9 protein-coding genes and 1 other RNA gene are annotated in these 12,442 nt (G+C 59.5%); 2 read left to right on the top strand and 8 right to left on the bottom strand.

The features are described from left to right. Nucleotides 1-2: 2 nt before the first annotated feature. From ACM6I0_RS20785 to dnaX, 3 genes are all read right to left on the bottom strand, one after another. The gene (locus ACM6I0_RS20785; protein ID WP_285432120.1) at nt 3-1,037 is read right to left on the bottom strand and encodes an NADP-dependent oxidoreductase; all 1,035 of its coding nucleotides are present in this window, start codon (nt 1,035-1,037) and stop codon (nt 3-5) included. A 260-nt stretch (nt 1,038-1,297) separates the two neighbouring features. After that, on the bottom strand, nt 1,298-1,636 hold the full coding sequence (locus ACM6I0_RS20780) for a YbaB/EbfC family nucleoid-associated protein (protein WP_109628912.1): 339 nt from the start codon (nt 1,634-1,636) through the stop codon (nt 1,298-1,300). Nucleotides 1,637-1,702: 66 nt separating this feature from the next. Further along, nucleotides 1,703-3,793, bottom strand: a complete 2,091-nt coding sequence (gene dnaX / locus ACM6I0_RS20775; RefSeq protein WP_285432124.1) for a DNA polymerase III subunit gamma/tau — start codon at nt 3,791-3,793, stop codon at nt 1,703-1,705. 143 nt (nt 3,794-3,936) lie between these two features. On the opposite strand from dnaX, the gene ACM6I0_RS20770 reads away from it, so the two are divergent. Then, nucleotides 3,937-4,686: a substrate-binding periplasmic protein gene (locus ACM6I0_RS20770; protein ID WP_285432126.1), complete on the top strand. Its 750-nt coding sequence runs from the start codon at nt 3,937-3,939 to the stop codon at nt 4,684-4,686. Nucleotides 4,687-4,829: 143 nt separating this feature from the next. On the opposite strand, the gene ACM6I0_RS20765 is transcribed toward ACM6I0_RS20770, so the two are convergent. After that, nucleotides 4,830-6,530 carry a putative bifunctional diguanylate cyclase/phosphodiesterase gene (locus ACM6I0_RS20765; protein WP_285432127.1) on the bottom strand — a complete coding sequence of 567 codons (1,701 nt, stop codon included), beginning with the start codon at nt 6,528-6,530 and terminating at the stop codon, nt 4,830-4,832. A gap of 301 nt (nt 6,531-6,831) precedes the next feature. Between ACM6I0_RS20765 and ACM6I0_RS20760 the strand changes: the two genes are divergently transcribed. Beyond that, complete coding sequence (locus ACM6I0_RS20760) at nt 6,832-7,146, top strand: helix-turn-helix domain-containing protein (protein ID WP_285432128.1); 315 nt, start codon at nt 6,832-6,834, stop codon at nt 7,144-7,146. A gap of 188 nt (nt 7,147-7,334) precedes the next feature. On the opposite strand, the gene ffs is transcribed toward ACM6I0_RS20760, so the two are convergent. The 4 genes from ffs to zipA form a co-directional block, all read right to left on the bottom strand. Beyond that, an RNA gene (gene ffs / locus ACM6I0_RS20755) (signal recognition particle sRNA small type) lies at nt 7,335-7,431 on the bottom strand. A gap of 150 nt (nt 7,432-7,581) precedes the next feature. Beyond that, complete coding sequence (locus ACM6I0_RS20750) at nt 7,582-8,748, bottom strand: putative zinc-binding metallopeptidase (protein ID WP_285432129.1); 1,167 nt, start codon at nt 8,746-8,748, stop codon at nt 7,582-7,584. A 173-nt stretch (nt 8,749-8,921) separates the two neighbouring features. Beyond that, on the bottom strand, nt 8,922-11,279 hold the full coding sequence (gene ligA / locus ACM6I0_RS20745; RefSeq protein WP_285432130.1) for an NAD-dependent DNA ligase LigA: 2,358 nt from the start codon (nt 11,277-11,279) through the stop codon (nt 8,922-8,924). A gap of 90 nt (nt 11,280-11,369) precedes the next feature. Beyond that, nucleotides 11,370-12,224 carry a cell division protein ZipA gene (gene zipA / locus ACM6I0_RS20740; RefSeq protein WP_222585424.1) on the bottom strand — a complete coding sequence of 285 codons (855 nt, stop codon included), beginning with the start codon at nt 12,222-12,224 and terminating at the stop codon, nt 11,370-11,372. Between the last annotated feature and the right edge of the window lie 218 nt (nt 12,225-12,442).

The following is a 12,442-nucleotide window of genomic DNA, read 5'->3' as shown; positions in this document are numbered from 1 at the left end:
ACTCAGTCTTGCGCGACCCGAACCACCAGTTTGCCGAAGTTGCGTCCCTCCAGCAGTCCGATGAACGCTTGCGGCGCCTGCTCCAGGCCATCGACCACGTCTTCGCGGAATTTCACCTTGCCATCACGTACCCACGGCGCCATCGCGCTGACGAATTCCGGCTGACGATCGCCATAGTCGTCGAAGACGATGAAGCCCTGAATACGCACGCGCTTGGTCAAAATCGTCCGTTGCAATTGCGGCAGACGGTCCGGCCCGGTCGGTGCTTCATGGGCGTTGTAGGAAGCGATAAGGCCACAAAGCGGAATCCGCGCCTTGGCATTGAGCAGCGGCACCACCGCATCGAATACTTTGCCGCCCACGTTCTCGTAATAAATATCGATGCCTTCGGCGCACGCCTGGGCCAGTTCTTCGGCGAAGTTCGGGCTCTTGTGGTCGATGCAGGCGTCAAAGCCCAATTCCTCGACCACATAACGGCACTTCTCCGAACCGCCCGCCACGCCAACCACACGCAGGCCTTTGATCTTGGCCACCTGGCCGACCACCGAGCCCACTGCGCCCGACGCTGCCGCAACCACCAGGGTTTCACCGGCTTTCGGCTGACCGATGTCCATCAGGCCCATATACGCCGTCATGCCCGGCATGCCCAACACCCCCAGGGCCATCGACGGGCTCGGCAGCCCGGACGGCACGGGAATGATGTTGCGACCGTCGCTGATGCTGTGGCTCTGCCAGCCAGTGGCGCCGACGACCAGATCACCTTCCTGAAATTTCGGATTCAGCGAGCGCTCGACGCGGCTGACAGCCCCACCGGTCATCACTTCGCCGATTTGCACCGGTGCGGCGTAGGACGGTGCGTCACTCATACGACCGCGCATGTAAGGGTCCAGCGACAAGTACAGAGTCTTGAGCAGGACCTGACCGTCGGCCAGGTCCGGCAGCGCTTCGCGCTCCAGGCGGAAATTCTCCGGCGTCGGCGCGCCTACAGGCCGGGACGCCAGGACGATGCGTTGGTTCAGGGTCAGTGGGTCAGACATGGCAGCGTCTCCTTGAATGTTGAATTCGATGGTATAGGGAGCAGACCGTTGTGGCGGTGGCGGGTTCGATGTTTCGTCAATTGCACCGAGGCGACTTCATCGCGAGCAGGCTCGCTCCCACATTGGAACTCGGTCACCCGTGGGAGCGAGCCTGCTCGCGAAAGCGCCCTTATGGGCACTACATCTTCAACAGCCAGAAACAAAAATGCCAGGCGCGAGGCCTGGCATTTTTTGTAGCTCATCAGACGCGCCTTGGCGAATCAGAACGGGAGTTTCATACCCGGTGGCAGTTGCATGCCAGCGGTCATGTTGCCCATTTTGTCCTGGCTGTTGGCTTCGATCTTGCGCACGGCGTCGTTGACGGCGGCGGCGAACACGGCCTCCAGCATCTCCTTGTCGTCTTCGCTCAGGCCTTCGACCAGGCTTGGGTCGATGGTCACGCGCTTGACGTCGTGACGACCGGTCATCACCACAGTGACCATGTCGCCGCCGGCTTTACCGGTGACTTCAGCGTTGGCCAGTTCTTCCTGCATCTTGGCCATTTTTTCCTGCATCTGCTGCGCCTGCTTCATCAGGCCGGCCATGCCACCTTTCATCATGGGAATCACCTCAAAAGTACTTGGATTAAACAGCGCCCGGCCCGTGAGGCCGAACGCCTTCAGTTATTAGCCCTGACTGACCAGGGCTTCGACAGGTTCAATAGTATCGTTGCGGACCACCGCACCGAACTGCTGCATCATTTGCTGGATGAACGGATCACCGTGGATCGATTCCTCCGCCTCGCGCTGACGGTTCGCACGGCGACGGGACGCGGCCTGGGCCGGCGTCTCCTGCTCTGGCTTGATCAGCTCCATGGTCAGGGTCAGCGTGCGTCCGTGAAACTGGTTCAATGCATCGTTGAGTCGACGTTGCTGGGTCGCGTTGAACAAGGCGCTGTGGGCCGGATCCAGGTGCATGAGCCAGTGGTCGCCCTCGACTGAAATCAACGTGCAATTGGCGGCGATGCTGCCCGTCATGCCGGAGATCGGCAATTTCGGGAACAGCTCCAGCCACTGCAGGGCCAGACCGGTGGCCGGCATGGACGCGGGTTCAGGCTCAGGTTCTGGCGCCGGCTCGGCAGAGTGTTCGCTGGCCAGTTCATCAAGGTAACTGTAGGCCGAATCCAGGTCCGGCTCGATGTAATCCTCGTCCAGCGGCGGCTCGTCGTCCAGGTCCATGCCCGGCGTGGCGGCATCGACTTCGGCGACCGACGGCTCCGGTATCGGCGCAGCGGCCCATTCCGGGGCGTCCGGCACCACGCTGTCAGGTGTCGGCAATGGCATCGGCGGCAAATCGGGTTGCTCGCCGGCCGTTTCCAGAACCGGCTCGACGGCGGGTTGCTGGACGACTTCAGGCTCTACCGGATCATTCCACGGCAAGTCGACCACGGCTTCAACCGCTACGGGCGCAACGACGGGTTCAGGCACGACCGCGGGCGCAACGGGCTCAGGCTCGGGTTCAGGCACCGGGACTGGAGCAACAACCGCAGCGACGGGCGCAGGCGAGACCGGTGCAACTGCCGCAGGGACTACCGGCGCAACAACAGGCGCGGCAGCCACTGAATTTGCGGAATCAACTGTGGCTTGGCTGATCCCCACTGGCTTTAGCGGTTGCCTCGGTGCATCCGCGGTGTCTGCCGGTCTGAACGCGAGCATGCGCAGCAAGACCATTTCGAAGCCACCCCGCGGATCCGGCGCCAGCGGCAGGTCGCGACGGCCGATCAGGCCCATTTGGTAGTAGAACTGCACGTCTTCGGCCGGCAGTGCCTGAGCAAGTGCAAGCACCCGATCGCGGTCGCCGTGACCGTTGTCGACACCTTCAGGCAGGGCCTGGGCGATAGCGACTCGGTGCAGCACGTTGAGAATTTCCGAGAGCACACCGTTCCAGTCCGGGCCTTGTTCGGCCAGGTGCCGGACGGCTTCGAGCAATGCCTTGGCGTCGCCTTCGATCAACGAATGCAGCACATCGTAGACCTGACCGTGATCAAGGGTGCCCAGCATCGCTCGCACGTCAGCGGCCATGACCTTGCCTTCACCGAAGGCGATGGCCTGGTCGGTCAGGCTCATGGCGTCGCGCATCGAACCGTCGGCGGCACGGCCCAGCAGCCACAGCGCGTCGTCTTCGAACGGTACGTTCTCGGCACTCAACACATGGGTCAAATGCTCGACCACGCGTTCCGGGGTCATGTTTTTCAGGGAGAACTGCAAACACCGGGAAAGAATGGTTGCAGGAAGTTTCTGTGGGTCGGTCGTCGCCAGGATGAACTTGACGTAGGGCGGCGGCTCTTCGAGCGTTTTCAACAGCGCATTGAAGGAATGGCTGGAGAGCATGTGCACTTCGTCGATCAGGTAGACCTTGAAGCGCCCACGGCTAGGCGCGTATTGCACGTTGTCGAGCAGTTCGCGGGTGTCCTCGACCTTGGTCCGGCTCGCGGCGTCGATCTCGATCAGGTCGACGAAGCGGCCTTCATCGATTTCACGGCATACCGAGCACTCGCCGCAGGGTGTCGAAGTGATACCTGTTTCACAGTTCAGGCATTTGGCAATGATACGTGCGATGGTGGTCTTGCCGACCCCGCGCGTACCGGTGAACAGGTAGGCGTGATGCAGCCGCTGGCTGTCCAAGGCATTGATCAGAGCCTTGAGCACATGGGTCTGGCCGACCATTTCGCGGAACGAGCGCGGACGCCATTTACGTGCAAGAACCTGATAACTCATCGAAAACCGTCGCCACGAAGGAACACAAGCGGCTAATGCTAGCGGAGCAAGGCCAAAATTGCATCCGGCGCGCTCGTCTAATCTGGCTAAGATGCACTTTGGGGGCTTTTATCCACTCAGGTTTTCGTCGTACCGGAGCGTTTATGCGTTTTGCCTTGGGGGCACTGCTGTGGATAAGTCTGAACGTCGCCGCCGCCGAGCCGCCGTTGCGTTTTGTAATACCCGACAGTTGGGCGATGCCGATGGTACAACTGGACCACGGTCGTCCGACCCAGGGCATTCTGTATGACGTGATGCTCAGCCTCGCGACCCAGGTCGGCGTACCAGCCGAATTTCATGTCCTGCCCCGGACACGCGTGCAAAACGCCATGGAGCACGGCGAAGTCGATGTGCGCTGCTATGCCGCGCAGTCCTGGCAGCCCAATCAGTCCGGCGACTATATCTGGAGCATTCCGCTCTGGACTCAGCCCGACGTGCTGATCACCCGGCAGACCCCACCGAGCGCCGTCATAGCGGCGGACTTGCCGCGGCAATCCATCGGCACGGTGCTCGGCTACAGCTACCCGACCCTGCAACCGCTGTTCGACGCCGACCAATTGCAGCGCGAGGACGCGCGCAATCAGGAACAAGTGCTGGAAAAACTCCACGCCGGACGCTATCGCTATGCCGTGAGCAATCAATGGACTCTGGACTGGTTCAATCAGCGCTTATTGCCCGAACGGCAACTCAAAAGCGTGGCGGTGCTGCAAGAGCAGCGTGTCGGCTGTTATGTGCGCAACGACCCCAAGGTGCCGGTGCAACGCATCCTGCGCACATTGCTGCGGATGAAAATGTCGGGGGAGATCGATGACATTATCCGGCTTTATATAGGCGGCGAGCCCGGTGTGCCCTAGGCGAATCTTCCGATCAACGCGACGCCATTGTGGGAGCGAGCCTGTTAGCGATAGCGGTCTTCCATTCAGCATTGATGGCGGCTGATCTATCGCTATCGCGAGCAAGCTCGCTCCCACAGGAGATCGGTGTTGGCCAGCAAACTTCAGCCAACCTGATCCAGCGCCTGCCATCGCGCTGGCGCGACAAACTTCGCGACCCAATCCGGCACATCGGCGGGAGGCATCGGCCGGGCGATGAAATAGCCTTGAGCAACCTCACACCCCAGCCGCAGCAGCAGCTCACCGTGTTCGAGACTTTCCAGCCCTTCGGCAATCACTTGCCGGCCAAACGCCCGTGCCAGACCGATCACCGCGGTGGTCAGGGCCAGGTCATCGCGATCCACGAGAATGTCGCGCACAAACGATTTATCGATCTTGATGGTTTGGGTGCGCAAGCGCTTGAGGTAGCTCATTGACGAGTACCCAGTGCCAAAATCACCCAGTGAGAACTGCACGCCGAGTGCTTGGCAAGCCTGCAAGCAGGCGCTGACATGCTGGATGTTCTCGATCGCAACCGACTCGACGATTTCCAGGTCCAGCATCTGCGGAGCGACGTCCGCATGCCGGGCGAGTACATAACTGAGCCGATCGACAAAATCCGGGCGCTGAAAATGCCGTGCCGCGATATTGATGCTGATCGGCCAGCACTGCCCCGCCTGCTGCCAGCGGTTGAGCTGCGACAGCACCTGATCCATCACCCATTCGCCGATGTCGATGATCAGGTCCGTCTCTTCCACCAGCGGCAAAAAATCCCGGGCCGGCACCATGCCGTTCTCAGGGTGCTGCCAGCGCAACAACGCTTCGAACCCTACCACCACGCCCAGGCGCATATTGACCTTGGGTTGAAAATGCAGACACAACTCATCGGCGGCCAGCGCCTGACGCACACGCTCGACGGTCTGGTGGGTGACTTTGACTTCTTGATCCCTGGACACATCAAACAGATGAAAACGGTTGCGACCGCGCTGCTTGGCCACGTACATGGCCTGATCGGCGTGACGCAACAAGGTCTCGGCATCTTCGTTATCGAGGGGGAACAGCGTGACGCCAATGCTGGCGAACACATTGATGTCCTTGCCATGCAGCGTGTACGGCGCCGATATCGCTCCCAGCACCCGATTCAGCGCCGCGCGCAATTCCGTCAGGTCACGCACATAACGCAACACCAGCACGAACTCGTCACCGGCCAACCGCGCCACCACATCTTCAGCACGCACGATCTGGCGCAGACGCTTGGCCACTTCCACCAGCAACTGATCGCCACTGGCGTGACCGTAGCCGTCGTTGACTGCCTTGAACCCGTCGAGGTCGAGCATGCACACGGCCAACGGGATATTTTCATGGCGGGAAAACTCCAGCGCCTGATCCAGCAGGTCTGATAGAAACGCACGATTGGGCAGCCCGGTCAGGACGTCGTGCCCGACCCGCCATTGCAGGGTGTGCAGCAACTGGCGTTTTTCACTGACATCGAAACGAATCGACAGGTATCGGTCAATGCGCCCCGTGGCATCGTCGAGTACCGGCACCATGGTGCTGTCGACCCAATACAGGCTGCCGTCCTTCGCCCGATTGCAGATCTCGCCCTTCCAGACATTGCCCAGCGCGATGGTGCGCCACATGGTCGCGAAAAAGTCGCTGCCATGCAGACCGGAGTTGAGAAGACGGTGATTCTGACCGATCAATTCCGCACGGCTATAGCCGGACACGGCGCAAAACTGATCGTTGACGTAGGTGATTCGGCCGCTCAGGTCCGTCTCGGAAAATATGGCGGCGGCATCCACGGCCCTGCGGTATTTCTCATCCATGAATCAGGCTCGCTGTCACTAGCGGTGGGACTGCGCAGACACGTTACAACTCCATGATCAGCATTTGATGGCCCGCAGAACCTTGATCAGCCAGGCTCAAAGACCTCATGCAAAGCTGACAAGGAAGCGCACTGCCGGCCGTTTCGCACTGCCGATTTTCTGGAAACAGGTCACCAAATACCGCTTAATGGCGGCGATTCTACGAAATGCATCACATTTTGCAAAGCAAGGTGATGGATCATGCAGTTGTCTAATGCAAAAATCTATCGTTAAGTTCTTGATTCTAAATGGGAATTGAGCGATGCACATTTCAAGTTTGGGTCCGGCCATCCGACGCTACCGCAAGGGCGCGGGGCTTACTCAGGCTGAACTCGGCGAAAAAACCGGTTTTGACCCCAAAACCATCAGCCGCTTTGAAACCGGAACCTACACCCCCAGCGTTGAAGCCCTGTTCCGGCTTGCTGATGCGCTGGACGTAAAGCTCAAAGTCTTTTTTGCCGATTCAGGCGATGAAGATGAACAGCGGGCGTATTTGTTCAGTGTCATACACAAAGCACCCCCCAAGGATCTGGGAAAGCTGATCGCAGCGGTTGACCAGGCCTTGTCCAAGCCTTAGCGGCGAAAAAGTGCCGCTCATGAAAAAGGAGGCTGGCGTATCTGATACGACAGGCCGGCCTCCTTTTTTATGTTCATGCGAAAATCGGAAACGACGAAAAACCGCACCGGACAAAATCCGTGGCAGCAAAGAAGTATTTTTAAAAAAAGATAGCGCGAGAGAAGACTCGCGGTGCGTTATGGAGGCAACCCCACCAGCCACACCCCGGCACACAATGTTCCCGCTGTGGCTGCTTCCTTCCGGATCTGACCAGGTTCACGGGTAATCGTTGCGGGGGGACCGATGGGGTCACCATAACGACGCTCACCTGACGGCGAGCCGCGCCATTGTACCTATCTGAGACGAAGTTACAACCGTTCAGGCGGATTAAAAAATCTGTGTTGCTTCAAGGACATGCAATACCTGCGCAACATCCCGGATTGAAGCCACCTGCCGCTACAGATCCTGCAACACCTCATCCACCCTGCCGCCCTCTTGCTGGATCACCAGGTGAATGAAGTGCAGCTTGGCAATCACCGCTGGCGGCAGGACAAATGGATAGAAATCCGGTTGGCCCATGCTGCGAGACAGCTCGTTGAGCATGCCAGCCAGTTCGATCCACGCGTTGACGAACGACAGGAATGCCGCGCCGCCGGGATGCTGTGGATCGTAGAGGACGCTGGACGGAAATGGCTGGTAATCGAAATCCATTTCCCGCGCGCTCATGCCAAACCCCAGCGCCGTATCCACCGCATCCATCATGTGCAGGTAGTGAGCCCATGTTTCGGCCCAGTCTTCCCACGGATGCATGGTGGCGTAGGCGCTGACGGCATGTTGCTGCCAGTCGGGCGACGCACCTTGTTGGTAATGCCGTTCGAGAGCCTCGGCGTAGCTCGCCCGCTCATCGCCGAACAACCCGCGGAACGGTTCCAGCCAGTGACTGTTGGCGATCAGCCGATCCCAGTAATAATGCCCGACCTCATGCCGAAAATGCCCCAGCAGCGTGCGATAGGGCTCATGCATTTGCACCCGGACCTGCTCACGGTGAGCGTCGTCGGCTTCCTTGATATCGAGGGTGATCAGGCCGTTGGCGTGACCAGTGGTCGGCGCGTTGCCTTTAAGGTCGACACCGATGAAATCGAACGCCAGGCCGGTGTCTTCGTCGAGGGTTTTGGGAATCACCTGCAAACCAAGACTGATCAACTGTGCGACCAGACGACGCTTGGCGGTCTCCACCTTGCGCCAGCGTTCATGGTTTTCGGCAATCGACAGATCAGGGATGGTGCGATTCAGGTGGCAGGCGATGCACAAGGCATCGTGATCGTTGGCCGGCAGCAGCCAGTTGCACGCCGCCGGGGAATCGAGGTTGGCGCAGCGACGGAAGACTCCCGCGTCGGGATCGGCATCGAGCAACCATGTATCGGCTTGCCTGCCTGGTTGCAGCGAGGACAAACGGCTCTGCTCCGGCTGATACCCCAACGCCGCCGAACAGGCCAGGCACTGACTGTTGCGAAAGAACAGCGACTGGCCGCAACGGCAGTGCCAGATTTTGCTGTTACGCGAACTTTCGCCGATGAAAGGCGCGGCAATGCGTGTACTGAGCTGTTCGAAGAAGCGGTACATGACGATCTCTCCCTGGGGCTTGCCAAGACTAGATCATGAATGGCCGTCGATCGTTCCCGGTTTTTTGCGCAATGCAACTATCGCCTTCGCGGGCAAGCCCACTCCCACATTTGATCGCATTCTTACAGGGAGAACTCGGTTAAATGTGGGAGCGGGCTTGCTCGCGAATGGCATCACATCGAAATATCGTGCAGGCGCAAAAACTCGACAAACGCCTCTTCATCCAAAACCTTCAACCCCAGCTCATTGGCCTTGGCCAGCTTGGAACCAGCCCCCGGCCCAGCCACCACGCAATGGGTCTTGGCCGATACCGAACCCGCCACTTTGGCACCAAGGCTCTCGAGCTTGTCCTTGGCGATGTCACGGCTCATTAACTCCAGCGACCCCGTCAGCACCCATGTCTGCCCGGCCAGCGGCAATCCTTCGACGACTTTTTTCTCGCTCTGCCAGTGCATGCCGAAATCGCGCAGCTGCTTTTCAGCGGCTTCAGCGAGCTGACGATTGTGCGCCACCGCAAAAAACTCGCGAACCGAATTCGCCTGCTTCTCGGGCAGCGCCTGGCGCATGTCCAGCCAGTCAGCACTCATGACGGCCTCCAGCGAACCAAACTTGTCCGCCAACTTCTGCGCACCACCCGGTCCGACCGAAGGAATGTTCAACTTGTCGAGGAAGCCGCCCAGTGTCGTGCTCGCGGCAAACTCGGCGCCGAGCTCACCCTGATCCTGAATCTGCAGGCCGTGCTTGAGCAGATCGGCAATCACCTGGCGGTTATGCGCATCCTCAAAAAAGCTGTGAATCTCGTGCGCCACTTCCAGGCCGACATCCGGCAAATACGTGAGCACTTGCGGCAATGCCTGCTGAACCCGTTCCAGGGAGCCGAGAGAGCGCGCCAGCACCTTGGCCGTCTCTTCGCCGACATCGGGAATCCCGAGGGCGTAGATAAACCGTGCAAGGCTCGGACGCTTGCTGTCTTCGATAGCGCTGAGCAGGTTTTTGCTCGACAGCTCGGCAAAACCTTCCAGGTCGACAATCTGCTCAAACGTCAGCGCATACAGATCGGCCGGCGAACTCACCAGACCTTCATCGACCAACTGCTCGACGCTCTTCTCGCCCAGACCTTCGATGTCCATGGCGCGGCGCGACACGAAGTGAATGATCGCCTGCTTGAGTTGCGCACCGCAGGCCAGTCGACCGACGCAACGATAGACCGCGCCTTCGCTGACGGTCTCGCGCCCCTTGCTGCGCTTGACCAGCTGCGTGCGCTCGACGTGCGAGCCGCAGACCGGACATTGCTGTGGAATCTGTACCGGCCGCGCGGTTTCCGGGCGACGCTCCATGACCACTTGCACCACTTGTGGAATCACATCGCCTGCGCGACGGATGATCACGGTGTCGCCGATCATCAGGCCCAGACGCGCCACTTCATCCATGTTGTGCAACGTTGCATTGGCCACGGTAACGCCTGCCACCTTGACCGGCTTCAAGCGCGCCACCGGCGTCACGGCACCGGTGCGACCGACCTGGAATTCCACGTCGAGCAATTCGGTAAGCTCTTCCATCGCTGGAAACTTGTGCGCGATGGCCCAGCGCGGTTCGCGAGCGCGGAAACCCAGTTCACGCTGGGAGGCAATGCTGTTGACCTTGAACACCACCCCGTCGATTTCATAGGCCAGCCCGTCACGGCGCTCACCGATGTCGCGGTAGTAATCCAGGCATTCATCGATGCCGTGGGCCAGTTTCAGCTCACGACTGATCGGCAGACCCCATGCCTGAAGCTGCTTGAGATTCCCAATGTGCGTGTCGGCAATGTCCGCCGAAATCTGACCAATGCCGTAGCAGCAGAACTCCAGAGGACGATTGGCGGTGATCTTCGAATCCAACTGCCGCAAGCTGCCTGCCGCCGCGTTGCGCGGGTTGGCGAAGGTCTTGCCACCCACCTCAAGTTGTGTAGCATTCAGGCGTTCGAAACCGGCCTTGGACATGAACACTTCACCGCGCACTTCGAGGGTCGCGGGCCAGCCGGTGCCTTGCAGCTTGAGTGGAATATTGCGCACGGTGCGCACATTGACGCTGATGTCTTCGCCCGTGGTGCCATCGCCGCGCGTGGCGCCGCGCACCAGCACACCGTCCTGGTACAACAGGCTGACCGCCAGACCATCGAGCTTTGGCTCGCAGCTGTATTCCACCGCCGCGCCGCCACCAAACAAGTCGCCGACGGGCAGATCCAGTCCTTCCGTCACGCGGCGATCGAATTCGCGCATGTCGGTTTCTTCAAAGGCGTTGCCGAGGCTGAGCATCGGCACTTCGTGACGAACTTGCGTGAACGCCGACAACGCCGCACTGCCCACACGCTGGGTCGGCGAGTCGCTGGTAATCAGTTCGGGATGCGCCGCTTCAAGGGCCTTGAGTTCGTGGAACAACCGATCGTATTCGGCGTCCGGAATGCTCGGCTCGTCCAGCACGTGATAGCGATAGTTGTGCTGATCAAGCTCAGCACGCAGCTCTAGAATGCGGGTTTTGGCGGCGGTCATGGGTGTTCTCTCATAAAGCAAAAGAGCAGCCGAGGCTGCTCAATCTATTTGCCGATCGACCCGCGCACGGCGCGGGAGCAACCTTTTGAATCAACGCTTCTGGGTCAGGGCGCGGCGTTCGAATTCAACGATACGCTGACGGTAGTGTTCGATGGTCTGGGCGGTCAGCACGCTGCGCTGATCGTCCTTGAGTTCACCGTTCAGCTCCTGGGACAGCTTGCGTGCCGCAGCAACCATCACGTCGAAAGCCTGTTTCGGATGACGCGGGCCTGGCAGACCGAGGAAAAAGCTCACGGCTGGCGTGCTGAAATGGTCGATGTCGTCCAGATCGAACACGCCCGGCTTGACCGCATTGGCCATGGAGAACAGGACTTCGCCATTGCCGGCCATGCTTTCGTGACGGTGGAAAATATCCATCTCGCCGAAACGCAGACCGCTTTCCAGGATGTTCTGTAACAACGCCGGGCCCTTGAAGCCTGCCGCGTCACGGCAGATAACACTGATCACCAGCACTTCTTCGGCCTGCGGTTGTTCCTTGTCGCTGACCGAAGGCGAGGACTTGCTGTCATCCGGGAAGTCATCGTCACGGCTGCTGAAGCTCGGGCCGCCATCGAGGTCCAGGCTGAGGTTCATGTCGCCCTGTGATGGCTCGCCATGGCCACGCTTGCCGCGCTTGGAACCCGATTCGCGGGGTTCCCGGGCCGGCATGCTCACGGACGGCAGATCATGCTCGTCCAGCTGCGGTTCTTTATGCGTATCCAGCACTCGAGGCGGGCCCAACAGCTCGGCGCTGGTGTCCTCGTCCGGCAGGTTGGACAAACTTCGGTCAAGACGGAATTTCAGTTTTCCCTTGCCGCCGCGCATGCGACGCCAGCCATCGAAAAGAATACCGGCAATGACAATAATGCCGATGACGATCAGCCACTCGCGCAGACCGATTTCCATTTAATCCCGTGCCTCTATAAAAAATGCTGAAAAATAAGGGGTTTACAACTCGTAAACCGCTTTAAAACGTGGCGCCAACTCTATGTTCTGACAGGCGTTTTGCCCACGTATACGAAAAATTGACATTAAACTAGCACGACCAAAGGTAACTTTACACCGTCTGTCACAATGCCTTGCGCGAATATGTCGATTGGCCAGCAAGTCAAGGAAGGTAAAAA

The organism is Pseudomonas sp. IT-P294 (genome assembly GCF_949767865.1).
Classification (GTDB): Bacteria; Pseudomonadota; Gammaproteobacteria; order Pseudomonadales; family Pseudomonadaceae; genus Aquipseudomonas.
This window is presented reverse-complemented; position numbering and strand designations above follow the sequence as displayed.

What these genes read in the sequence shown, in the direction of transcription:
- ACM6I0_RS20785 (WP_285432120.1), bottom strand. Translation starts at nt 1,037, where the DNA reads ATGTCTGACCCACTGACCCTGAACCAACGCATCGTCCTGGCGTCCCGG.
- ACM6I0_RS20780 (WP_109628912.1), bottom strand. Translation starts at nt 1,636, where the DNA reads ATGATGAAAGGTGGCATGGCCGGCCTGATGAAGCAGGCGCAGCAGATG.
- dnaX (WP_285432124.1), bottom strand. Translation starts at nt 3,793, where the DNA reads ATGAGTTATCAGGTTCTTGCACGTAAATGGCGTCCGCGCTCGTTCCGC.
- ACM6I0_RS20770 (WP_285432126.1), top strand. Translation starts at nt 3,937, where the DNA reads ATGCGTTTTGCCTTGGGGGCACTGCTGTGGATAAGTCTGAACGTCGCC.
- ACM6I0_RS20765 (WP_285432127.1), bottom strand. Translation starts at nt 6,530, where the DNA reads ATGGATGAGAAATACCGCAGGGCCGTGGATGCCGCCGCCATATTTTCC.
- ACM6I0_RS20760 (WP_285432128.1), top strand. Translation starts at nt 6,832, where the DNA reads ATGCACATTTCAAGTTTGGGTCCGGCCATCCGACGCTACCGCAAGGGC.
- ACM6I0_RS20750 (WP_285432129.1), bottom strand. Translation starts at nt 8,748, where the DNA reads ATGTACCGCTTCTTCGAACAGCTCAGTACACGCATTGCCGCGCCTTTC.
- ligA (WP_285432130.1), bottom strand. Translation starts at nt 11,279, where the DNA reads ATGACCGCCGCCAAAACCCGCATTCTAGAGCTGCGTGCTGAGCTTGAT.
- zipA (WP_222585424.1), bottom strand. Translation starts at nt 12,224, where the DNA reads ATGGAAATCGGTCTGCGCGAGTGGCTGATCGTCATCGGCATTATTGTC.